21 protein-coding genes are annotated in these 23,838 nt (G+C 64.2%); 4 read left to right on the top strand and 17 right to left on the bottom strand.

Annotated elements, in window-relative coordinates; translation table 11 throughout:
- The first annotated feature begins 117 nt into the window (after nt 1-117).
- A complete protein-coding gene (locus IAG25_RS09540) occupies nt 118-837 on the top strand; it encodes an ABC transporter ATP-binding protein (protein WP_187604646.1) in 720 nt (239 codons plus the stop codon).
- The gene (locus IAG25_RS09535) at nt 834-1,649 is read left to right on the top strand and encodes an ABC transporter permease (RefSeq protein WP_187604645.1); all 816 of its coding nucleotides are present in this window, start codon (nt 834-836) and stop codon (nt 1,647-1,649) included. Before IAG25_RS09540 ends, IAG25_RS09535 begins: the two co-directional genes overlap by 4 nt.
- Before the next feature lies 1 nt (nt 1,650).
- On the opposite strand, the gene IAG25_RS09530 is transcribed toward IAG25_RS09535, so the two are convergent.
- From IAG25_RS09530 to IAG25_RS09480, 11 genes are all read right to left on the bottom strand, one after another.
- Entirely contained in the window at nt 1,651-2,127 is a 477-nt protein-coding gene (locus IAG25_RS09530) for a VOC family protein (RefSeq protein WP_187604644.1), read from the bottom strand.
- Nucleotides 2,128-2,156: 29 nt separating this feature from the next.
- Nucleotides 2,157-2,627 (bottom strand): VOC family protein, encoded by a 471-nt coding sequence (locus IAG25_RS09525; RefSeq protein ID WP_035507810.1) that lies wholly within the window; start codon nt 2,625-2,627, stop codon nt 2,157-2,159.
- A 131-nt stretch (nt 2,628-2,758) separates the two neighbouring features.
- Nucleotides 2,759-4,696 carry a hybrid sensor histidine kinase/response regulator gene (locus IAG25_RS09520; protein ID WP_187604643.1) on the bottom strand — a complete coding sequence of 646 codons (1,938 nt, stop codon included), beginning with the start codon at nt 4,694-4,696 and terminating at the stop codon, nt 2,759-2,761.
- A gap of 74 nt (nt 4,697-4,770) precedes the next feature.
- Nucleotides 4,771-5,235 (bottom strand): response regulator, encoded by a 465-nt coding sequence (locus tag IAG25_RS09515; protein WP_035507806.1) that lies wholly within the window; start codon nt 5,233-5,235, stop codon nt 4,771-4,773.
- Nucleotides 5,228-7,597 (bottom strand): ATP-binding protein, encoded by a 2,370-nt coding sequence (locus tag IAG25_RS09510; protein ID WP_187604642.1) that lies wholly within the window; start codon nt 7,595-7,597, stop codon nt 5,228-5,230. Before IAG25_RS09510 ends, IAG25_RS09515 begins: the two co-directional genes overlap by 8 nt.
- Nucleotides 7,597-8,226 carry a biliverdin-producing heme oxygenase gene (locus tag IAG25_RS09505; protein ID WP_187604641.1) on the bottom strand — a complete coding sequence of 210 codons (630 nt, stop codon included), beginning with the start codon at nt 8,224-8,226 and terminating at the stop codon, nt 7,597-7,599. The genes IAG25_RS09510 and IAG25_RS09505 overlap by 1 nt, the downstream gene beginning before the upstream one ends.
- Before the next feature lie 205 nt (nt 8,227-8,431).
- The gene (locus IAG25_RS09500) at nt 8,432-8,734 is read right to left on the bottom strand and encodes a hypothetical protein (RefSeq protein WP_187604640.1); all 303 of its coding nucleotides are present in this window, start codon (nt 8,732-8,734) and stop codon (nt 8,432-8,434) included.
- A gap of 22 nt (nt 8,735-8,756) precedes the next feature.
- Complete coding sequence (gene ligD / locus IAG25_RS09495) at nt 8,757-11,456, bottom strand: DNA ligase D (protein ID WP_187604639.1); 2,700 nt, start codon at nt 11,454-11,456, stop codon at nt 8,757-8,759.
- A 27-nt stretch (nt 11,457-11,483) separates the two neighbouring features.
- Nucleotides 11,484-12,380 carry a non-homologous end joining protein Ku gene (gene ku, locus IAG25_RS09490; RefSeq protein ID WP_187604638.1) on the bottom strand — a complete coding sequence of 299 codons (897 nt, stop codon included), beginning with the start codon at nt 12,378-12,380 and terminating at the stop codon, nt 11,484-11,486.
- A 315-nt stretch (nt 12,381-12,695) separates the two neighbouring features.
- Nucleotides 12,696-13,247 (bottom strand): DUF6013 family protein, encoded by a 552-nt coding sequence (locus tag IAG25_RS09485; protein WP_187604637.1) that lies wholly within the window; start codon nt 13,245-13,247, stop codon nt 12,696-12,698.
- 152 nt (nt 13,248-13,399) lie between these two features.
- Nucleotides 13,400-14,416 (bottom strand): zinc-binding alcohol dehydrogenase family protein, encoded by a 1,017-nt coding sequence (locus tag IAG25_RS09480; protein WP_187604636.1) that lies wholly within the window; start codon nt 14,414-14,416, stop codon nt 13,400-13,402.
- 99 nt (nt 14,417-14,515) lie between these two features.
- Here IAG25_RS09480 and IAG25_RS09475 point away from each other — a divergent pair, with 99 nt between their 5' ends.
- Nucleotides 14,516-15,472 (top strand): LysR family transcriptional regulator, encoded by a 957-nt coding sequence (locus tag IAG25_RS09475; protein WP_187604635.1) that lies wholly within the window; start codon nt 14,516-14,518, stop codon nt 15,470-15,472.
- Between the two features lie 47 nt (nt 15,473-15,519).
- Nucleotides 15,520-16,359: a phosphoserine phosphatase SerB gene (gene serB, locus IAG25_RS09470; protein ID WP_187604634.1), complete on the top strand. Its 840-nt coding sequence runs from the start codon at nt 15,520-15,522 to the stop codon at nt 16,357-16,359.
- 616 nt (nt 16,360-16,975) lie between these two features.
- Here serB and IAG25_RS09465 read toward each other — a convergent pair.
- From IAG25_RS09465 to rimO, 6 genes are all read right to left on the bottom strand, one after another.
- Nucleotides 16,976-18,121, bottom strand: a complete 1,146-nt coding sequence (locus IAG25_RS09465) for an IS481 family transposase (RefSeq protein ID WP_187604633.1) — start codon at nt 18,119-18,121, stop codon at nt 16,976-16,978.
- Between the two features lie 174 nt (nt 18,122-18,295).
- Nucleotides 18,296-19,495, bottom strand: coding sequence for a cystathionine beta-lyase (locus IAG25_RS09460; protein WP_187604632.1), 1,200 nt, complete (start codon nt 19,493-19,495; stop codon nt 18,296-18,298).
- 70 nt (nt 19,496-19,565) lie between these two features.
- Entirely contained in the window at nt 19,566-20,219 is a 654-nt protein-coding gene (locus IAG25_RS09455) for a hypothetical protein (RefSeq protein ID WP_187604631.1), read from the bottom strand.
- A gap of 11 nt (nt 20,220-20,230) precedes the next feature.
- The gene (gene bktB, locus IAG25_RS09450; protein ID WP_187604630.1) at nt 20,231-21,415 is read right to left on the bottom strand and encodes a beta-ketothiolase BktB; all 1,185 of its coding nucleotides are present in this window, start codon (nt 21,413-21,415) and stop codon (nt 20,231-20,233) included.
- A gap of 55 nt (nt 21,416-21,470) precedes the next feature.
- Complete coding sequence (locus IAG25_RS09445; RefSeq protein WP_187604629.1) at nt 21,471-22,394, bottom strand: sugar kinase; 924 nt, start codon at nt 22,392-22,394, stop codon at nt 21,471-21,473.
- Between the two features lie 3 nt (nt 22,395-22,397).
- Complete coding sequence (rimO, locus tag IAG25_RS09440; RefSeq protein ID WP_222946451.1) at nt 22,398-23,735, bottom strand: 30S ribosomal protein S12 methylthiotransferase RimO; 1,338 nt, start codon at nt 23,733-23,735, stop codon at nt 22,398-22,400.
- Nucleotides 23,736-23,838: the final 103 nt, after the last annotated feature.

Genomic DNA, 23,838 nt, shown 5'->3' with positions numbered 1-23,838 from the left:
TCTGATTATGAGTGCGGCAGCACATAGTGTGCCCGCGCGAATCGCGCGCCTTGTCGCCGCAAACCGCGGAATGTCCGTAAGATGTCCGCTCGAAGAACGAGACCCCACATAAAAACGATGCCCGACGCGACATCGCCCGCCCTTTCGCTTTCGCCTTCGCCTTCGATCGAGCTTGTCGCCGCGCATGGCGTCGTGCGCCGCGACGCCGTGCGCGGCACGGTGCTTCTGCATCCAACGGACTTCACGCTTTACGCGGGTCAACGCGCGGCAATCACCGGGCCATCGGGCTCGGGCAAGAGCGTTTTCCTGCGCACGCTCGCGCTGCTCGATGCGTGCGATGCCGGCCATGTCACGTGGCGCGGCGAGCGCATCGCGCGCTCGCGCATACCGGCTTACCGGCGGCGCGTCGCCTATATCGCGCAGCGGCCCGCGATGCTCGATGGCACTGTCGAAGACAATCTGCTTTATCCGTTCACGCTGAAAACCTATCGGGACGCGCAGTTCCATCGCGACACGGCGATGCGGCTCGCGCTGGCTGCCGGACGCGCCCCGGATTTCCTCGACAAGCTCGCGAGCGATCTGTCCGGCGGCGAGGCGCAGATCGCGGCGCTCGTGCGCGTGCTGCAACTCGCGCCCGACGTGCTGCTCCTCGACGAGCCGACCGCATCGCTCGATCCGGCTTCGGCGCGCTCGATCGAAGCGCTCGTTTCCGCCTGGTTCGACGCGGACGCGGAGCGCGCATGCATCTGGGTGTCGCACGATGTGGAACAGGCGCGGCGCGTCGCCACGCGTCATCTGACGATGAACGCGGGCGTGCTCGGAGGCGATACGCGATGAGCGGCTATCAGAACCTCAGTCTCTTCGATATCGGTCTCGCGGCGGCGCTGATCGTCGTCAATGGCGCGCTCTCGGTCGCGCTCGACCTCGGGCTCGAACGCAGGTTGCTCATCGCCGCGGTGCGGACCGTCGTGCAACTGCTGCTGATCGGCTATGTGCTCGGCTGGGTGTTCGCGTTTAGCCGCTGGTATGTGGTGCTGCCGCTGATGGCGCTGATGACGATCATCGCCGGCTTCGCTGCCTCCGGCCGCGGACGGCGGACCTACGCGGGACAGCGCGCGGACAGCATCGTGTCGATCTGGGGCAGTTCGTGGCTGATCGGCGCGTTCGGGCTGTTCGTCGTGATCCGGATTCATCCGTGGTACGAGCCGCAATACGCCATCCCGATTCTCGGCATGATTCTCGGCAACACGCTGACGGGCGTGTCGCTCGGCATCGAGCGCATGACGGAGGAACTGACCGCGGGACGCGCGGCGGTCGAGATGTCGCTCGCGCTCGGCGCGTCGCGCTGGGAAGCGGCGCAAGGGCCCGCGCGCCAGGCCGTGCGCGCGGGCATGATTCCGACCCTGAACCAGATGGCCGTGGTCGGGCTCGTCAGCCTGCCGGGGATGATGACGGGCCAGGTGCTGGCCGGGCAGTCGCCGTTGCAGGCGGTGCGGTATCAGATCGTCATCATGTTTCTGATCGCGGCGGCGTCGGGGCTCGGCGTGGTCGGGGCCGTCGTGCTGACGTATCGGCGGCTTTTTTCGAGCGATCACCGGTTCATGGCGTCGAAGCTGATCGAACGAAACGCCCGCAAGCGCGCCGCGTAACTTACTCGCCGTTATAGGCCCGTTCGAGCGTCGGGAGATCGAGCTTGATCATCTCGCGCATCGCTTTCATGGTGCGATCGGCCTTCACCGGGTCCGGGTCCTGGAGCATCTTGAGCAGGCGTCTCGGCGCGATCTGCCACGTCACGCCGAAGCGATCCGTGAGCCAGCCGCAGGCCAGCGACTGGCCGCCGTCCAGCAGCTTGTCCCAGTAGTGGTCGATCTCTTCCTGCGTATCGCATTTGATGAACATCGAGATGGCCGGAGTGAACTTGAATTCCGAGCCGCCGTTCAGCGCCAGGAACGCCTCTCCTTCCAGTTCGAACAGGATGGCGAGCACGCTGCCGACCGGTCCCGGACTGGACTCCGTATGACGCATGATCTCCGTGATGCGCGCATTCCTGAAGGTGTCGACATAAAAGTTCACGGCCTCTTCAGCGTTGGCGCTTTCGAACCATAGACAGGGCGAAATCTTGTGCATATGCGGATCTCCGTTGGTGGAATCGTGCGTCACGCGCACGGTTGCTGTCCCATCGCCTGCTTCATTTCTTCCGGCGTGACGTCGCGCGTGTGCGTCGCGACCGACCATTGATGGCCGAACGGGTCTTCCAGACGCCCGTAGCGATCGCCCCAGAACATGTCGGCGACGGGCATCGTCACTTTCGCGCCGGCGCTTTCGGCCTGCTTCACGGTGGCATCGGCGTCTTCGACATACAGGTGGATCGTGACCGGCGAGCCCTTCAGCGCCTTCGCACCGACCGATCCAAATTGCGGGAATTCGTCGACGAGCATCAGCATGGAATCGCCGATCTTGACCATTGCATGCATGAGCTTGCCGTCCGGTCCGGGCATGCGGCCCAGCTCGACGGCGTTGAACGCGCGCTTGTAGAACTCGATCGCTTCGGCCGCGCCCGCGCAGACGAGGTGCGGGGTCAGCGAATGCATGCCTTCGGGGATCGGCTTGACAGCGGAAGTGGACATATCGGCTCCGTGTAGTGAACGAGGCGCGCCGGGTCGGCGCGGCTCTCATACCCTACAACGAACGGGCAGCCGGTCAATCGACACGACTACCCACACCGCCGTCAAATTTCGTGTACCGGCACGCAGATAGCCTATTTCGAAGACTGCTCCGCGAGCGATTGAATCAGCGCTTCGAGCCGCGAGAAATTGACGGGCTTGGTCAGATGATCGCGAAAGCCCGCTTCGCGGCAGCGGCGAATGTCCTCGTCCATGCCGTAGCCCGTGATCGCCACCGATGGCTTGTCGGGCTGAAAGGTCTGCCATGCGCGAGCAACGTCGAGACCGCTGCCGTCGGGCAGGCCGATATCGCTGACGAGCAGATCGAACGGCCCGCTCTTCGCGCGCTCCAGCGCCGCCGCGACGGTCACCGCGACCGTCACTTCGTGGCCGAGCATTTCGAGCACCTCGGCCATCGCCGACGACGTCTGCTCGTTGTCCTCCACGAGCAGCACCCTGAGTGCGCGTCCCTGCTCCTGACGCGCGGCCTCGACCGCCGGCTCGTCCTCGTGCGCGGGCTGAACGCGGGCGAGCGGCAGCGTGAGCGTGAAGCGCGCGCCGGCGTCGCGCCCCTCGCTATGTGCGGAGAGCGTGCCGCCGTGCTTCTGCGCCAGCGTGCTCGCGATCGCGAGGCCGAGGCCCAGGCCGCCGAACGAGCGCGTGATCGAATCGTCGGCCTGTTCGAACGCGGAGAAGATGCGCGGCAGCGCCTCGGCGCTGATGCCGATTCCGCTGTCCGTCACCGAAACCGCGATCGTCGCCGGGTCCGGGTTCCAGGTGCGCACGTCGATGCGCCCGCCCGCGGGCGTGAACTTCACCGCGTTCTTCATCAGGTTCCAGACGATCTGCTGCAGACGGGCCGCGTCGCCGAGCACGACGAAATGGTCCGCATCGAAACGCGTGTCGAGCGTGAGGTCCTTCGTGCGCAGATCGGCCTCGGACATGTCGAGCGCGCTCGTGAGCAGGGTATCGAGCGCGACACTCGCGAAATTGAGCGACAGCTTGCCGCGCGCGATGCTCGTAAGATCGAGAAGATCGTCGATCAGACGCGCTTCCAGCTCGACATTGCGGCGGATGAGATCGAGCGTCGGATGCGCCTCGCGCGGCAACGAATGCTTCATCTCCAGGAGGCGCACGGCCGCGAGGATCGGCGTGAGCGGCGTGCGTAGCTCATGCGACAACACCGCCAGAAAATGGTCCTTCGCGCGATTCGCGGACTCGGCCTGATCTTTCGCGAGGCGCAGCGCGTCGGCGGCCATGTGGGCGTCGGTCGCGTCGCGCACGATCTTCGAGAAGCCGATCAGCTCGTCATGCTCGCTGCGGATCGCGGTCGTCACGCCCGACGCGAAGAACGAATGGCCGTCCTTGCGCCAGAGCCAGCGGTCGTCGCTCGCGCTGCCTTCGCGCCGCGCCGTCTCCAGCTCGGCTTCGAACACGCCCGCTTCGCGGTCTTCCTGCGCATAGAAGATGCTCGCGGACTGACCGAGCACGTCCTGCGCGGGAAAGCCCAGAATGCGCTCGGACGCCGCGTTCCACGTGCGGATGCGCCCTTCGGGATCGAGCGTGATGACGGCGTAGTCCTTGAGCGCATCGATGAGCAGGCGAAAATGCGTTTCCGTCTCGCGCAGCGCACGCTCGACCGCGATGCGTTGCGCGCGCTCCGCGCTCTCGCGCATCGCCCGGCGCACGACCGCGGGCAGGCGTTGCAGGCGCTGCTTCAGAACGTAATCGGTCGCGCCGCGCTTGAGCATATCGACCGCATGTTCTTCGCCGAGCAAGCCCGACACGAAGATGAACGGCGTATCCGGCGAGCGCTCGCTCGCGATCGTGAGCGCCTCGATGCCCGAGAAGGTGGGCATCACGAAATCGGCGAGGATCACGTCGAAGCGCTTCTTGTCGAGCTCGCCGATGAAGGCCGCGGAGTCGTACACGATCGATGCATCGACCGCGTAGTCCGCGCGCTCAAGCTGGGCGATCGTCAGCTCCGCATCGAGTGCGTTGTCTTCGACGAGAAGCAGATGCAGGGGCTGCATGATCTAGACGTCCTCTTCAAAGGACGCTTGCGGGCCCATCGGACGGGGCGGGTTCGCGAACATGAGCGCTGCGGTCATTGAGTGGACGTCGGCCGCCGAAAGCGCGTGGAGCCGGGCGGCGGCTCGTTGAGCACGGCCCAGAATACGCCGAGATCGCCGATCGCCTCGACGAATTCGGCGAACTCCACGGGCTTGACGACGTACGCGTTCACGCCGAGCTCGTAGCTGCGTATGAGATCCTGTTCTTCGCGCGAGGAGGTCAGCATGACGACCGGCACGCTCTTCAACGAAGCATTCGAGCGGATCATGTCGAGCACTTCGAGACCGTCGATCTTCGGCAGCTTCAGGTCGAGCAGGATTACGGCCGGATTGCCGGGCGCGCGCTCCTTCCACTCGCCTTCGCAGGTGAGATAGTCGATGGCTTCCTGGCCATCGCGCGCGACGATCACTTCGTTCGCGAGCTGACTCTTGTCGAGCGCGACGAGTGTGAGCTCGAGGTCGTTTGGATTGTCTTCAACGAGCAAAATCGGTTTAAGCATGGTCTTTTCTTGACTTTGTAGCTGGCGCGCCCTGCGTTCCATTCGCATTGCGGAATTCGACCGGCAGCGAGAAATAGAATACCGCGCCCTTTCCCAGCCGGCCTTCGGCCCATGTGCGCCCTTCGTGACGCTCGACGATGCGCCTCACGTTGGCGAGCCCGATGCCCGTGCCTTCGAATTCTTCCGCGCGATGCAGCCGCTGGAACACGCCGAACAGCTTCGCGCCGTACTTCATGTCGAAGCCGACGCCGTTGTCGCGCACGCCGATCACGTATTCATCGCCGTCCCGGCTCGCGAATATCTCGATTTTCGCCGATTCCCGCGTCCGCGTATATTTCACCGCGTTCGAAATCAGGTTGCGAAGTGCAAGCTGCAGGAAAGCCGCGTCGCCGATGACGCGCGGCAGCTCGCCGATGACCCATTCGATGCGCCTACCCGCGCTTTCCGCCTCGAACTCCTGAACGACCCCGCGCACAAGCTGCCCGAGATCGGCGGGCGCGGGTCTGAGCGCCGCGCGGCCCATCTGCGAGAACGTCAGGAGATCGTCGACGAGCGTGCCCGCGAAGCGGGCCGAGTCCAGCATGTTGTTCAGAAAGCGCCGGCTCTTGTCCGACATGCGTTCGCCTTCCTGCTCGCGCAGCAAATCGCCGTAACCCGCGATATGGCGCAGCGGCGCGCGCAGGTCGTGCGACACCGAATACGAAAACGCTTCCAGCTCCTTGTTCGCGCGCGCGAGCTCGGTCGCGAGCTCGGCGCGTTCTTCCGCGCGGCGCAGCACGATATTCAGCAACGCGCCGCGCAATTCGCCGGCGATTTCGAGTTCGCCCTGACGCCACATCGCGGACTGGCCGCGCACCGTTTCGAGCCACGGCGAAAAGTTCGTGCGCGGCGCGCTCGCGCCATCAGCGCCTTCTATCTTGACCGGCTCGCCCGCCCACTTGATGGTCTGCATCACTTCGGGCCTGAACCACAGCAGATAGTTGCGAAAGATCTGCGAGACCGGCACCGCGAGCACGCCGCACGCGTGGTCCTCGTGTCCTTTCGCCGGCGCCCATTCGCGCGCGAGCGAATCCGTCGCCCATACGCCGGACGTGTTCTCCGCGAGCCAGTGCGTGAGCGCGCGCACGGTGTCCTCGTCGGGCGTCGAGCCGAGCAGCGTGATCTGGTCGTCGAAAACGATCGCCGCGCCTGCCGAGCGCGCGAAGCTCAACACGTCCTTCGGCACCGCCTGCAAGCCCGCGACGAAGTTCTCGTGCTCGCCCATCGCGGAGATCAGACGGCCCATCGTGCGGCGCAGCGCGGCCAGATACTCGCCTTCGGCGCGCTCTTCCTTCGCTTCGATCTGCAACGACAGCATGTGACCGAGATGCTCGACCGCGACGCGCGTGTTGAACGGCACGATACGCGCGTCGTGATCGTGACACGAGACGAGTCCCCACAACTGCCCGCGCACGACGATCGACACCGACATCGACGCATGCGTGCCCATGTTGCGCATGTACTCCAGATGCACCGGCGAAAAACTGCGCAGCGTCGCGTAGGTGAGATCGGTGGGACGGCCCGTAACCGGGTTCACGCCCGGCACGAGCCGCGCGGGCGTGTAGTTCACGTCGGCGACGAGGCGGATGCGGTGTTTCAGATACAACGCGCGCGCCTGGCGCGGAATGTCCGACGCAGGGAAGAACTGATGCAGGAACGACGGGTAACCCTCGTCGCGATCTTCCGCGAGCACATGGCTGCGGCCTTCCTCGTCGAAGCTGTAGAGCATCACGCGGCCGAAGCCCGTGATCGCGCGCACTTCGCGCACCGCGAGCTCGGCGAGCGCCTGCACGTTCCCCGCATCCTGAAGGCCGCGCGCGAACGTGCGCACGAGCGGATACATCGATGCGAAGGCATCGCCGCTGGCTGCGGCGGCTTCCATCTCGACGATGAGCGCGCCCTCATGACGATGCATCGTCACATCGAAACGCAGCGGATTGTCGGAGGAAGAAGCGGTCACGTCGATCGGACCGATGTAGAGCGGCGCATCGTCGAGCGCGGACGTGACGGCCGCCTGCGCGATGCGTTGCGCGCCCGCCGCGCCGATCACGGCATCGAGCGGCTCGCCGAGCAATGCATCGACGGCCTCGCCTGTCAGCGACGCAAGGTTTTCGCTTGCCTGCACGATGCGCAGATCGTCGGCGAGCACGAGCAGAAATCCGTGCGGCTGGATGCCGCCGGGGATATGGATCGGCTCGGCATCGCAGTCCTTGCCCGCGACGCCCGAACTGAGCGTGCGGCGACGCGCCTCGGCATCCGGCGGTCCTTGCGATGCTTCGTGCGAAGCCTTCGCGATAGGCGGTTCGCTTGCGGATTCGTTCATCAGGCCGCTCCCGCCGCCGGCTGCAGACGCTGCTGCACATCGTCCGCTTCGGGGCATAGCCACGCGTGCAGGCTTTCGAAGGTGGCGATGGCGGCTTTCACCGCGTCGTCGTACTGGCTTTCGGGTACGGTGGCCGCCGCGGTCTCGCGAAACGCATTCCACATGCTGCCGGTGCGCGGGCCGTAGCCTTCGAAATAGGCGTTGCCGCGGCCCGGCGCGAGATCGAGCCGCTCGGCGACGTGAGGCGCGATGAAGCGCCCGCCCAGCGTGCTGCCTTCCATCACGTACATCGAGCCGAACGCATCGCCGATGTTATGCATGCGCGGCAGATCGTCGTGCGAATCGGCGTGTTGTACTGAAGCGCTGCGCTGGGTCTCGCCCGTCAGCGCGACGAGGTCGGCGGCGAGGAGCTGCGCCTTGCGGCGCGCATCGAAGAAGTCCGCGAGCGATGCCGGCATGCACGCCGCGGTCGCATCTTCCCACGGCGCGACATAGCCATAGAATCGTTCGAGCAGCGCGATGTATTCGTCGCCCTGCAGATCGTCACGCATCAGGTCGAGCGCATTCTCGAGCCGCGCATGACACGCGGCGGTTTCGTTCTTCAGACGGGACAGAAGGTCGTGTGGCATGTTCCGTTAAGTTGGCTTCGGTCCGCATGGCGGGGCAAAGGATGCAAGCATCGGAAGGGCTTACCGGTTCGCGCGTCCCATCTATTGCGTGCATCGGTAGAAAAAACGTGGCAAACGATAGCTTCCAGACCCACTCATGATCAACGGTTCATTCTACGCAAGCGGCCCGTGCGGTGCCATTCGCGAAGGCTTTTCACCGTTCGGTTCACCGCTTGGCCGAGCGCCCTTCATCGCTGTTGACGTTTGCCTGTTCGTCGCGCTGCGTATCGCGTTGATAATCGTCGCCGCCCCGTCGATCCGTATCGACCAAACCGCGTTCGATGTCCTCATGCGCCTGCATGCCGACATCGCGCGGTTCATGTTCATGCTGCGATTCGACGCTCTGATCCGCCTCGTGAGGCAGCGGCGCGTTGGACGCATCGTCATGCGTTTGCGTCGCGCGATCCTTGCTCGCCATCTCGCGTCCGCTATCGGGCGCGCTCGCGGGTGTCGTGTTGGTCTGCTTCATCTTCGTCTCCCTGTGTGAACGCTCACTTGCGTGAGCCGTTCATGCCGAGCCGCTTCTTCATCTCGGCCGTAAGCCGTTGACGCGCCTTGTCATAGCCCGCCCACGGATCGCCTTTCAACGCATCGAGCCGCTCGCGCACGTTGCCGATGTTCCATTGATCGCCGCTCGTAACGGAATCGAGCTCGTCCCACGAGAGCGGCATCGATGCGCCGAGCCCCGCCCGCGCGCGCAGCGAAAACGCCGCCACGGTGCTCGACCCGCGGTTGTTTCGCAGATAGTCGATGAAGATCTTGCCCTTGCGGTTCTGCATGCCCATCTTCGCGGAGAAGAGCTTGGGCAGCGCGCTCGCCATGTGCTGCGCGACCGCCTGCGAGAAGTCCTTCATATCGTCCCAGCCGGCCTGCTTCGCGAGCGGCACGACCACATGAAAGCCCTTGCCGCCGCTCGTCTTGCAGAACGACGTGAGGCCGAGTTCAGCGAGCAGATCCTTCGTCAGCTTCGCGGCCTCGATCATGCGCTCCCAGCCGACGCCTTCGCCCGGATCGAGATCGAACACCATGCGATCCGGCTTCTCGATGTTCGAAGTCACCGCGTTCCACGTATGCAGCTCGATCGTGCCCATCTGCGCGGTGCCGACGAGCGCTTGCGACGATTCGATCGTGAGCAGCGGCGGATGCCCCGGATCGATGTCGGCATGCTGCGTGATATGCGGAATCGCGAGCTTCGCGCTGTGCTTCTGAAAGAACAGTTCGCCGCCGATATCTTCGGGCGCGCGTACGAGCGACACCGGTCGATCCTTCAGATGCGGCAGCATCCAGTCGGCGACGGACGCGTAATACTCGACGACATCGATCTTGGTGAAGCCGGTCGATTTGTCGATCACGCGATCCGGATGGCTGATCTTCACGCCTTCGATTTCCGCCGAGCCCGCCTTGGCTTTGGTAGCGGTCTTCTTTGCAGGCGTTTTCTTCGACGCCACTTTCTTCGCCGATGCCGGCACTTCCTTCACGATCTGACGCGCGGGTTTATCGTCGCGCAGACTGACGAACGAGGCTTGTCGCACGATGCGCTCCTTGGTCCATTCCGCAAAATTGCATTCGGCCACGAGTTCGGGCTTCACCCAATGCACGGGCGTACGGCTGCGTTCCTGCGGCTCGCTGGCGAACGGCATGCGCTTCACTTCGCGCTTGTCGAGCTCCTTCTTCACCGCGATGAGCGTCGCGTGATCGAAGCCGCTGCCCACGCGACCCGCGTACTGCAATTTGCCGTGCGTGTCGTACACGCCGAGCAGGAGCGCGCCGAACTGCCCGCGGCTGCCCGACGGCTCCGAATAGCCGCCGATCACGAACTCCTGCCGGCGACGGCACTTGAGCTTGATCCACGAGGTGCTGCGCCCCGACACATACGTGCTGTCGATGCGCTTGCCGATGATCCCTTCGAGCGCCATGTCGCAGGCGCTTTTCAGAAGATCGTCGGCGTGAAAGGCGAAGTCCTGCGAATAGCGCAGAACGGGATCGTCTATCGGCTCGATGAGCGCCTTCAGGATCGCGCGGCGCTGCACGAGCGGCACGTTGCGCAGGTCATAGCCGTTCAGATACGGCACGTCGAAGAAATACACGACAATGTCCTGCGGGCGTCCTACATCGAACGCGTTTTGCAGCGCCTGAAAATCAGGCAGGCCACGATCGTCGAGCACCACGGCTTCGCCGTCGAGCCAGCCGCTTTCGATATCGAGCCGCTCGAGCGCCTTCACCTGCTTCGAGAACTTCGCGGTCCAGTCGTTGCCGTTGCGCGTATAGATCAGAATCTCGTGCTTGCCTTTGATGGTTTCGATGCGCGCGAGCACGCGATAGCCGTCGAACTTTATTTCGTAGGCCCAATCATTTCCGGGCGGCGCGGCATCGACCAGTGTTGCGAGTTGCGGCTTGAAGGTCGCGGGCAGCTTGGCCTTTACCGCGCCTTCGATCGCCGGTTCGTGCGACAACGTGCGCAACGACTCGGCGCTGCGATTCGCGACGATATCCGGATGCGCGTGTCCGTTCGCTTTCTTGCCGGCCGGTTTCCGCGCCGGCGCTTTCTTCGCGACGGCCTTGCGTTCGGTGCGCTCGCGTACCGCGCCGCTTTTGTCGCGCGCACCGAGCGATGTCGACATCACGCTGCCTGGCTTCTTCAGCAAAATGTCGTATTCGGCTTCGGGACGCGCTTCGTCGTCGCGTTCCTTGATGAGCAGCCACTGCTCCTTGTCGCCGCTGCCGCGCATGTGACTTTTCACGAGCGTCCAGCCGCCGTGCAGCTTTTCGCCGTCGAGTACGAACTTGAGCTTGCCCTTCTCGTATTCGCGTGCGGCTTCCTCGACAGTGCCCGACTGCGGCGCCCACGTCCCGCGATCCCACACGATCACGCTGCCCGCACCGTAGTTGCCCTCGGGAATATCGCCTTCGAACGAGCCATAGTCGAGCGGATGATCTTCGACATGCACCGCGAGCCGCTTGACCGAAGGATCGAGGCTCGGTCCTTTCGGCACCGCCCACGATTTGAGCGTGCCGTCGAGTTCGAGACGGAAGTCGTAGTGCAGACGGCGCGCGTCGTGTTCCTGGATCACGAACGACAACGCGTGATCCGCGGACTTCCTTGCGCGCGCACTGCGCTTCGCGGCGCCGGAGGGCTCGGGCGTCTTGTCGAAGGTACGCTTGCGCTGATAGGTTTCGAGTTTGTCAGCCATCGTTGTCTATCGTCGTCTATGCGTGACTCACGCGCGTTTGCGACGCGTCGTCTTGCGTGCCGGGCGCGCCGTTTCCTCGCTGGTATCGTCGTCGGATGGCGCGGCCTTGCTGCCGCGTTTGGCCGGAGCGCCCTTCTTCAGACTGCGCTTGAGCAATTCCGACAGATCGAGAATTTCGGCGGATGCCTTTTGCTCGCCGCCCTCCTCGACCTTCATGACTTCGGCGACCTTGCCTTCCTTCACCTTCTTGTCGACGAGCGCCATGATGTCGTCCTTGAAGGTGTCGTGATACTTGGCCGGATCCCATGAGTCGCTCATGTCGTCGATGAGACGCTTCGCCATTTCCAGTTCCTTCGGCGTGACGCCGGCCTTCTTGGTGTCTTCGTCGGGGAACTTGAACTCGCTGAAGTCGCGCACTTCGTCGCCCCAGCGCAGCGTGTTGAGCGCGAGCGCGGGGCCGACCGGAATCAGCGCCGCCAGATGCTGCTTGTTGTGCAGCACGACGCTCGCGATGCCGACCTTGCCGGTGTCCTTCAACGCGTCTCGCAGAAGCGCGTAGACTTTCTCGCCCTTGCGATCGGGCGCGAGATAGTACGGCGTATCGAGCGAGAGGAACGAGATGTCGGGCGCATCGACGAAAGCGAGAATGTCGACCGTCTGCGTCGATTCGGGATTGGCCGCGCGGATTTCGGCGTCGGTCATCACGACGTATTTGCCCTTCTCGTATTCGAAGCCGCGCACGATGTTGTCGCGCGTGACTTCCTTGCCCGTGTTCTTGTTGATCTGCTTGTAGCCGATCGGATCCATCGAGCGCTTGTCGAGCAGATTGAAGCCGACCTTCTCCGACTGCGTCGCCGGATAGAGTTGCACGGGCACGTGGACCAGCCCGAAGCTGATCGCGCCTTTCCAGATCATGTGCGGCATCGCGGCACCTTCGCTGTCGGATCGAGTCGATTGGATACGCCCGGGCGCGTGAGCCGAGGCGGTTTTCGCGCCGGCAATCAGCGCGGTATCGAATGGAATCGCACGAAGCGTGCCAAGAGGTATTCAAGCGCCGACGCGCGCAGCATCTGGACGATCGCGTTTACACGCGAAGCGATTCGCCGTCCTTATCTGTAAGCTTTACTGACGATGACCGCGTGAAGGAAATTTGAGACGGTTGAAAGTAAAGACCGTTAGTTGCAGATAGCGTTTCTAAAAAACGCGCCGACCGGAAATCGGCGCGTCGGACAGCGACGGTTATTTGCGGTTCGCCGTGACGGTCAACTGCGTGCCGTCGTCGAGCGTGACGGTTTTCTTGGAGCCTGTGGACGTCGGCATCGAAAAACGCACGATCTGGCTGAAGCGATTATCGACCGGACATTGCACGGTCTTGCCGCCCACGTTCACCTTGCTCGTGCCCTTCGGCGCGTAGGCGCGAAAGCTGATCTGCACGTTCGCGGAACCGTTATCCGCGACGACCGGCGCGAAGCGGATCTGCACCTGCCGCACCGCCTGCCCGTCCGCGCTCTTCGGCACCGACGCCGCCTGCGGGCAAGCATCCGGAACCGCCTGCGCGCCGCTCGGCGCCGAGCCCTGCCAGGTGAAGTCGTCGGTCTGGCCGGAACGGATGGTGCGCGTTTCCTGCTCGTTGCCGAAACTCTTCGATGCCATCTTCACCGTGTACTTGATGGGACCGTCATTGGGCGCTTCGGAGAGAACCTTGATGCCTGGCGTCGCGTGGGCGGTCGCCGCGAACATTGCGAGCGCGGCGACGGAAACGATGCGACGAACGACCGAACGACGATTCATGCCGCCACCTCCGTATCGAGCGCTGAGGAAGGCCGGCGCCGCGAGGCGCCAGCGTGCTGTAGGGCGGTTTCAGTCTAGCGCCCCGCATGGCGGCTCATCCTAGTGGAAAACCCGCGTGCGCGGCACTGTCGATGACGTTCGTCAACGCGCGCTCAGAAGCCGGTCAGCACGAGCTTGCCGACCGTGCGCCCTTCTTCCAGCAGCCGATGCGCCTCGCGCAGATTCGCGGCGTCAATCCTGCCGAGATCGCGTCCGAGCGTCGTGCGAATCGTGCCTGCGTCGATCAGCCGCGCCACTTCGGAAAGCAGCTTGTGCTGCTCGATCATGTCGGGCGTCTTGAACATCGCGCGCGTGAACATGAACTCCCAGTGAAACGCCGCGCTCTTCGATTTCAGCAATTCGACCGGCAGCGGCTTCGCGTTCTCGACGATCGTCGCGATTGCGCCTTGCGGCTTGATGACTTCGGCGGCGGCGGGGAAATGCTTGTCGGTGTCATTGAAGATCAGCACGTAATCCACCTGCGGGAAGCCGATATCCTTCATCTGCTTCGGGATGTCCCCGAAGTGATCGACGATGTGATCCGCGCCGAGATCCTCCGCCCATTTCGCCGATTCGGGGCGCGAGGCCGTGGCGATCACCTGAAGCTTCGCGACGCGCTTGGCGAGCTGGATGCCGATCGAGCCGACGCCGCCCGCCCCGCCGATGATCAGCACCGACTTGCCCGCGTCCTTGCCTTCCGCCGACACGCGCAGCCGGTCGAAGAGCGCTTCCCACGCGGTGATGGTCGTGAGCGGCAGCGCGGCGGCGCAGGTGAAATCGAGCGACTTGGGCTTCGCGCCGACGATGCGCTCGTCGATCAGATGGAACTCGCTGTTCGCGCCCTGGCGCGTGATGTCGCCCGCGTAGTAGACCGGGTCGCCCGCCTTGAACAGCGTGACCTCGGGACCGACCGCCTCCACGACGCCCGCCGCATCCCAGCCGAGCACGCGCGGCGCTGCTTCGACCTTGTCCTTCGGCGCGCGCACTTTCGTGTCGACGGGATTGACCGCGATTGCCTCGATTTTCACGAGCAGGTCGCGGCCCGTCGGCACGGGCTTGTCGAGCTCGATATCGACGAGCGATTCGGGGTTGGAAATCGGAAGGTAACGCGTCAGGCCGATGGCTTTCATGTGTGTGCTCCGTGAAGTGAACTTGCTTCGATCTTAGTGCGCGATCTCCATCTCGAAAACCGTCATAATCGATGAAACATTTTTCGGGAAATCCATCGAATGGCGAGCGATCCCCTGACGGACGGCGCGACACGCGAGCGGCTCGATCTGCTCGACGTCGGCCTGTTCATGCGTGCGGCGGCGCTGGCGAACCTGTCGGCGGCGGCGCGTGAGTTCGGGTTATCGCCGGCGGTGGCGAGCGCGCGCATCGCCGGGCTGGAACGCATGCTCGGCGCGCGGCTTTTGCATCGCACGACGCGGCGCGTCTCCATCACGCAGGAAGGCGAAATCTTCGCGGCGCATGCGCGCGAGCTGCTCGACGCCGCCGACGCCGCGCGTGCCTCGGTCGGACAGGCGCGCGAGCATCCGCACGGCCGCCTGCGCGTGACGATGCCCTCGTCGCTCGGCCGCCAGCACATCTCGCCGCTGATTCCCGCGTTTTTGCGCGCGTATCCCGGCGTGAGCGTCGATCTGCGCATGACCGACCAGATCGTCGATCTCATCGATGAAGGCATCGATCTCGCGATCCGCATCGGCGCGCTGAAGGATTCGACGCTCGTCGCGAAAAAGCTCGCGAGCAACCGGCGCGTGCTGTGCGCGTCGCCCGCGTATCTCGCCGAGCGCGGCACGCCGCGTCATCCGGCCGATCTCGCCGGGCACGAATGCGTGATACTCGCCGATCAGCGCGACTGGAGTTTCGTGACGCCGACCGGCGTGATCGATGTGCGCGTGTCGGGGCGGCTCGTAACGGACAACGGCGAAGTGATCCGCGACGCGCTCGCGGCGGGCGTCGGCATCGGGCTCAAATCGACGTGGAGCGTCGCGCCGCTGATCGCGAGCGGCGAGCTCGTCACCCTTCTCGACGATTACCCGCTCGCGCAGACGGTTGCGATCTGGGCCGTGTATCCGAGCCGCGCGTTCGTGCCGCCGAAGACGCTCGCGTTCATCGACTTTCTTGCGGCGCAGTTCGGCGAGCCGCCTTACTGGGACGTCGATCCTGCGCGCGTGCAGCGCTGAAGGTTCTTTACAATGGCGGTTTCCGCCTTCATGCGTTTGCCCCGCCGATGAACCTCGTCATTCAAAGTCCCAGCCCTATCTCCGATTCACATCTGCGCCCGCTCGCGGCGCTCGCGCGCTCGCGCGAGACGCAACGCGCCGACGACACGCTGCTGCGCCTGATCGACGCCGATCCGCTCCAGCGTCCGGATATCGACGCCTACTGCGGCGCGCATTCGCTCGATTACGCCTACATCGATCCGAACGCGAAGCTCGCCGATTTCGGCCTTGTCGCGATGGATATGGACTCGACGCTCATCACGATCGAATGCATCGACGAGATCGCCGATTTCTGCGGGCTGAAGGCCGAGGTCGCGGCGATCACGGAAGCGTCGATGCGCGGCGAGATCAAGGATTTCGACGAGAGCCTCACGCGGCGTGTCGCGCTGCTGAAGGGCCTCGACGCGGGCGCGCTGGAGCGTGTCTACGAGGAACGGCTCAGGCTTTCGCCGGGCGCGGAACGCATGCTCGAAGGCGCGCGCGCTGCGGGTCTTAAGACGCTGCTCGTGTCGGGCGGGTTCACGTTCTTCACCGAGCGTCTGAAGACGCGCCTCGGGCTGGATTACACGCGCGCGAACACGCTCGAAATCGTCGATGGCAAGCTGACTGGGAAGGTCGTCGGCGACATCGTGAACGCGGATGAGAAGGCGCGCACGCTGATCGACACGTGCGCGAAGATCGGCATCGAGCCGAAGCGGGCCATCGCGATGGGCGATGGTTCGAACGATCTCAAGATGATGGCCGAAGCGGGGTTGTCGGTGGCGTTTCGGGCGAAGCCCGTTGTGAGGCAGTCGGCGAGTGTCGCGTTCAACTTCGTTGGGCTCGATGGGTTGTTGAGGCTTTTTTGATCGATGTATGGGTGGGGGTTTTTTTGCTGGATCCCGTATTCGCGTCGGTCTATTAGCACTGCCCCTGTGCGGGGCGGCAGTCACTTTCTTTGCTGCTGCAAAGAAAGTAACCAAAGAAAGCAGCTCGCTTAGGCCCGCGGTCACACGCACGTTGGCCATGCTTGCCAGCCCGCGGTGGCACTCGCCTAAGTGTCGCCCCCAAAGGCCTAATCGGGCGTGGCTCGCGCACGGTCTGCCGCCCCAAGTGTTGTGGCGTGCTGGTTCAGCACGAGAGAGCTTCGGCACAGCGCTACGCGCTGCCGTTGGGTATGCGAGGGAAACCGTCGAAGAAGAAGCGCACGCAAACTCGATTGACCCATCGGCCGCGAAGCGGGCTGGAGCTATTTGGTGCTGAACCAGTTTGTTCTGTGGTGCGATGAGTCAGACCGTGCGCGAGCCAAGCCCGATTGGGCCTTCGAGGGCGACACTTAGGCGAGGGCCGCCTGCGGCTGGCAAGCATGGCCAACGTGCGTGTGACCGCGGGCGGTGAGAAGCTGCTTTCTTTGGTTACTTTCTTTGCAGCAGTGTATGGACCGGAGACATAGGTAACAGGTGTGTCAGGACATGGGTAACACATTTAGCTCCTTTTGCCGCGTTCCTTCAAGTTGATGGTATCGATTCGATGATGAGCGAAGTACACGTCGTAGCAGCCGTCGGTTTCGCTACAGGCGCGCAACGCGATGGGCAGCTCAGCCAGCGCACTTGAAACCTTGAAGCATTGCGACTTGAAGCGCACCTCGCCGTTGATGCCCACGCGAAGCACCACGTCTGCGTCGCCGTACTCGATCGGCGGCAGACGCTCCGGATACGCTCGCGGGCTGGGTTGATAGCGCGAGATCGGCGTGGCCATGCCCAGCGCCTGATGCGGCCGCTCGTGGTTGTACATCTGGCGCCACGTATCGAAGGCTTGCTGGATACTCTTCAGGCTCTGGAAGTGTCGACCCGCGAGCAGTTCCGCCTTCAGCGTCCGATGAAACCGTTCGTCTTTACCGTTGGTCTGCGGATGCCCGGGCCGGCTGTACGAAGGTCGGATGCCCAGGCGGATCAGCCAGATCGCCAGCGCAGGCAGTTGTCCGGGTCGCGCAGGGCTGCCCCATGGCGGACCGTTGTCCGCATTGATGCGCAGCGGCAACCCGTAACGGCGAAACACCGCGCGCAAGTGCTCACGCACGACCCGCGTGGGCGTGCTGCCACACGCATCGAGCGCCAGATCGAAGCGCGAATGATCGTCAAGCACCGTGAACGGCAAGCAACGTCGTCCACTGTCGAGTTCGATATAGCCCTTGAAATCCATCTGCCACAGATCGTTGGGATGCTCGTGTTCAAAGCGCTGCCATCGCAAGGCCTCGGTGCTGCTCTCAGCGGTGATCAAACCTTGCCGATGCAGGATGCGCGTCACGGTGCTCGGCGAAGGGGTCTGAGCGCAACCCAGATCGCTCAGGCGCCTGGCAAGCTTGGCCGCCCCCCAGGCGGGATGCGCTTGACGCAGTTCGACCACGCGTGCCTCCACTTCGGCAGCGGTACGCGAGGGGCTATGCACGGGCCGTCGGCCCTGATCGGCCAAAGCGGTGTCGCCTTGCTCGAAGCGCCTGATCCACTTGTACCCCGTCTTCGCGCTGATGCCGTACTGGCGACACAAGGCGCGCCGATTGGCCCCTTCTCGGATGGCGAATTCCACGAATTCAAGTCGCAGTTCCATGATGTCTTTGCTATCCCAGGTCATGATCTACTCCAGACGAACCATTCGTCCGAAGTGTTACCCATGTCCTGGAACAGGTGTTACCCATGTCTCCGGTCCATACACTGCAGCAAAGAAAGTGACCCCCGCCCCGGGGAGGGGCAGTGCTAATAGACCGACACGAAAACGGGACCCAGCGAAAGCCTAAATATCCCTCGGTCAACCAAGCGCTTTGCCCAGCGCCCCCTCCAGATCCGCCCGCAAATCCGCCTCCGCTTCCAGCCCGACATAAAACCGCACCAACACCCCCTCATACGGCCATTGCGAAGCAGTGCGCATCGAAGAAATGTTGTAGGGCATCGCGAGACTGTGCGCGCCACCCCAGCTCCAGCCGATCGAGAACAGTTCGAGCGCTTCGACGAACGCATCGACTTGCGAAGGCGTATAACGGCCATCGAACACGATCGAGAACAAGCCCCCCGCGCCGCCCTTGAAATCGCGCTCGTAGAACGCGTGCCCCGGACAATCCTCCAGCGCCGGATGCAGCACCGCAGTCACTTCTGGGCGCGTCTTGAGCCACTGCGCGAGCGCAAACGCCGTGCGGTCGTGCGCTTCGTAACGCGCCTTCATCGACGGCAGGCTGCGCAGCACGAGCGATGCATCGTCCGCCGATACGCCGATGCCCATTCTCATGCGCGCGCGCTTCAGCTTCTTGTGCAACTCCGGATCGCGCGTGATGGTCGCGCCCATCAGGATGTCGCTGCCGCCCGACTGATACTTCGTCAGCGCCTGCACGGAAATATCGACGCCATGTTCGAACGGCTTGAACGCAAGGCCTGCGGAATACGTGTTGTCGATCGCCGTGACGATGCCCTTCGCCCGCGCAACAGCGACGATCGCCGGCACGTCCTGCACTTCCATCGTCACCGAGCCGGGCGCTTCGAGCCAGATCAGCTTCGTGTTCGGACGGATCGCATCGGCGATGCCCGCGCCGGTCATCGGGTCGTAGTAAGTCACTTCGAGCCCGAAATCGGCGGCGAGCCAGTCGGCGTGATCGCGGTTCGGCGAATAGGCATTGTCGGGCACGAGCACGTGATCGCCCGCCTTCACCAGACCGAAGTAAACGTTGGAGATCGCCGCGAGCCCCGACGGCTGCAACAGCGCGTACTCGCCGCCTTCGATCGCCGCGAGGCGCTGCGCGAGCGCGATGGTCGTCGGCGTGCCGTGCAAGCCGTAGCGCCACTTCGAATCGTCGCTCCAGACGAGCGAGCGCATCGTCGCGAGATCGGGGAACACCACCGTCGAAGCGCGCGCAACCGGCACCGAGAACGACTCGAAGCCGGGCGTGATGCGATCCTCGGGCTGCACGATGCGCGTCTGCAGGTCGCGGTCGAGGGCGTTGTTGCTGGAATCGGTCATGAGGTCGATTTGAAGCGAAATAAGGAAAAGCCGCCGCCGGAAACCCCCGGCGGCGTGAAGTCGAGACAGCCTATTCGCCGATGATGACGTTGCTCGTGCCACCGACAGAATTCTTCGGCGGCGCGGGCGGAGCAGGTTCAAGCGACGGCGCGGCCGGCGCCTTGGCCGCGCCCATCGGCGGCAAGGCCTTCCCGGGCACCGCCGGGCGCAGATCGAACGGCTGCGCGTTCGATTCGTCCGGGTCCATGCGCTCGCCCGACACACTGCCGTCCGCCGCAAACTTGCCGACCCAGTTGCCCGTGATATGCGTGCCGTCGTTCGATTCCTCGATCTCGAGCGTGTCGCCATCGCGATCGCCCGCGACCAGAATCACGTTCGGACTGCCCGCGAACTTGTATTCGCCATGCACGCCGGAGGGCTCGTCGGTTTTCGCGCCGAGCTTCATCTCGATCTGCCTGTCGCCGAGCGTGCCGACATAGCGCGGAAACCGCGCGTATTCCGCGTTCGGCGTCAGCGGCTTCTGCGGCGGCAGCGCAAGCTCCTTGATGGCGGCCTGCGCGCCGTGCGCATCGGCGCCCGACGGTTCGCGCTGATCGACTGGAATGACACCGGACGCGCCGGACGAACCCGGCGGCATCGGCGAATTGCAGCCGGCCAGCGCAAGCAGCGCGGCCGAGATCGCGAAGGCCGCGAAGAGGCGCGGCCCGGTCTTGCTTTGCGTCATCCTTCGATCCTTCAAATGCGCTCGAAGATCGCCGCGATGCCCTGCCCGCCGCCGATGCACATCGTCACGAGCGCGTAACGCCCGCCGATGCGCTGCAGTTCGTACAGCGCCTTCACGGTGATGAGCGCGCCGGTCGCGCCGATCGGATGACCGAGCGAAATGCCCGAGCCGTTCGGATTGACCTTCGCGGGATCGAGCTTCAGTTCCTGCGATACGGCGCACGCCTGCGCGGCGAACGCTTCGTTCGCTTCGATGACGTCGAGATCGCTCACGGTCAGGCCCGCGCGCTCCAGCGCCTTCTGCGTCGCGGGAACCGGGCCGATGCCCATGATCTTCGGATCGACGCCCGAATGTGCGTAGGCGACGAGGCGCGCAAGCGGTTTCGCACCGCGCTTTTCCGCGACGCCGCGTTCCATCAGCACGACGGCCGCCGCCGCGTCGTTGATGCCCGACGCGTTGCCCGCCGTCACGGTGCCGTTTTCCTTCACGAAGACCGGCTTCAGCTTGGCGAAGTCTTCGGCGGTCGCGTTCATGCGCACGTGCTCGTCGCGGTCGAACACGGTGTCGCCCTTCTTCGACGCGAGCGTGATCGGCAGGATCTGTTCCTTGAAGTAACCGGCTTCGGTCGCCTTCGCCGCGCGACGATGCGATTCGAGCGCAAGCGCGTCCTGCATCTCGCGCGTGATGCCGAACTTCTGCGCGACGTTCTCGGCCGTCACGCCCATGTGGATCTTGTCGAACGGATCGTTCAGCGCGCCGACCATCATGTCGACGATGCGCGTGTCGCCCATGCGCTGGCCGAAGCGCGCGGCGGGCATGATGTACGCCGCGCGGCTCATGTTTTCCGCGCCGCCGCCGATCGCGACATCCGCATCGCCGAGCAGAATCGACTGCGACGCCGAGACGATCGCCTGCAGTCCCGAGCCGCACAGGCGGTTCACCGTGAGCGCGGGCGCGTGCTGCGAAACGCCGCCGTCGAGCGCCGCGACGCGTGCGAGATACATGTCGCGCGGCTCGGTATGAACGACATTGCCGAACACCACGTGGCCGACTTCATCGCCCGCGACATTCGCCCGCGAAAGCGCCTCGCGCACGACACGCGCGCCGAGGTCGGTCGGGGAGAAGTCCTTCAGCGCGCCGCCGAAATCGCCGATTGCCGTGCGCACGCCGCTTACCACCACTACTTCACGTTGCATGTTGCCGTCTCCGCTGGGTTGTGTTGATCTGGTAACTCGTTCGATGATCGATTCGTCATTCGCCGAGCGCGCGCTCGACGGTTGCCTTGTCCGGGATCGGTGCGACCGCGCCGAAGCCTTGCGTCGACAAAGCCGCCGCGACGTTCGCATAGCGCGCCGCCGTGAAAGGATCGTCGCCCGCGACGATGCGCGCGATGAACGCGCCGCCGAAGCAATCGCCCGCTCCGGTCGCATCGACCGCCTTCACGACGCGGCCCGGCACGACGCGCCGCTCGTCGGGTGTCGCGATATACGCGCCTTCCTTGCCAAGCTTCAGCGCCACGACCTTCGGGCCGAGGTTCAGCAGCGCGTCGACGATCGCGTCCTTGTCTTCGCGACCCGTGAGCAAGGTTACGTCGTCCCAGCTCGGCAGACAGATATCCGTCGAGCGGATCGCTTCGAGCATGACGGCGCGCGCGCGTGCGAGCGGCCACAGCTTCAGGCGCAGGTTCGTGTCGAAGCTCACTTTCACGCCGTGCGTGCGCGCGTGATCGATCGCGGCGAGCGCGGCGTCGCACGCCGCTACGCCGATCGCGAGGCTGATGCCCGACAGATGCACGACCTTCGCGGCGGCGATCGCGTCGAGCGGCAGATGCGACGGCGCGTAGCGGCTCGCCGCCGAACCCGCGCGCAGATAGTCGAAGCGATGCCCGTTCTCGCCGTGCGACACGAAGTAGACGCCCGTGGGAGCGTCGTGGTCCACGCGAACCGTCGAGGTATCGACGTTTTCCGATCGCCACAAATCGAGCAGCAATTGCCCGAAATGATCGTTGCCGACTGCCGACACGAAGCCCGTCGCCGCGCCCTGGCGCGATGCCGCGATCAGGAAGTTGGAGACGTCGCCGCCGAAGCCTTGCAGATAGTCCGGCTGATCGCGCGTCGACTGATTGAACTCGATCATCGCCTCGCCGAGCGCGAGAATTTGCGGCGTTTGCGGCATGGCTTACACCTCGCCCCAGAGATCGTGGCCATCGGCGCCGGTGATCTTCACCGACACGAAGTCGCCGGCCTTGTAGCGCTTCGATGCCTTCGTCGCCGGCGCGATGTACACGACGCCGTCGATTTCCGGCGCATCCGCCGCCGTGCGGCCGATGCCGCCGTCCGTGCTCACTTCATCGACGAGCACCTTCAGCGTCTTGCCGACCTTCTTCTTCATGCGCTTCGCCGAAAGTTCTTCGGCCAGTTCCATGAAGCGCGCGCGGCGTTCCTCGCGCACTTCGTCGGGCAGCGCGCCGTCGAGTTCGTTCGCGGTGGCGCCTTCGACCGGCGAGTACGCAAAGCAGCCGACGCGATCCAGATCCGCTTCTTCGAGGAAATCCAGCAGCGTCTGGAACTGCTCTTCCGTCTCACCCGGAAAGCCCGCGATGAACGTGCTGCGGATGGTCAGATCGGGACAGATTTCACGCCACGTCTTCACGCGTTCGAGCACCTTCTCGGCGTTGGCCGGGCGCTTCATGCGCTTCAGCACTTCGGGATGCGCGTGCTGGAAAGGCACGTCGAGATACGGCAGCACGTGGCCGCGCAGCGGACCTTCGGCCATCATCGGAATGACATCGTCCACGCTCGGATACGGATAGACATAGTGCAGCCGCACCCACGCGCCGTATTTCGCGGCCAGTTCGCCGAGCGCGCCGACGAGATCGGTCATGCGCGTCTTGAGCGGCTTGCCGTTCCAGAAGCCCGTGCGGTACTTCACGTCGACGCCGTATGCGCTCGTGTCCTGCGAGATGACGAGCAGCTCTTTCACGCCGGATTTGAAGAGATTTTCCGCTTCGAGCATGACTTCGGCGACGGGGCGCGACACGAGATCGCCGCGCATCGACGGAATGATGCAGAACGTGCAGCGATGATTGCAGCCTTCCGAAATCTTCAGATACGCGTAGTGGCGCGGCGTCAGCTTGATGCCGGCGGGCGGCACGAGATCGGTGAACGGGTCGTGCGGTTTCGGCAGGTGCGTGTGCACGGCGTTCATCACTTCGTTGGTCGCGTGCGGACCGGTCACGGCGAGCACTTTCGGATGCACTTCCTCGATGAGGCCCGAGCCGCTCGCGCTCTTTTTCGCACCGAGGCAGCCGGTGACGATGACCTTGCCGTTCTCGCTCAATGCCTCGCCGATGGCGTCGAGGCTTTCCTGCACGGCTTCGTCGATGAAGCCGCAGGTGTTGACGACGACGAGATCCGCGCCGTCATAGGTGCCGGAGATTTCATAACCTTCGGCGCGCAACTGGGTGATGATCTGCTCGGAATCGACGAGCGCTTTCGGGCAGCCAAGCGACACCATGCCGATTTTCGGCGCGGGAGTCGTTCTGGCGGTTGAATCTAAAGAATTTTTCACGGGAACAGTGTCTTGTGGGGACGCGCGAGGCCAATCCAACATTTTACCC

The sequence above is a fragment of the Caballeronia sp. EK genome (genome assembly GCF_014384845.1).
GTDB lineage: Bacteria > Pseudomonadota > Gammaproteobacteria > Burkholderiales > Burkholderiaceae > Caballeronia > Caballeronia jiangsuensis.
This window is presented reverse-complemented; position numbering and strand designations above follow the sequence as displayed.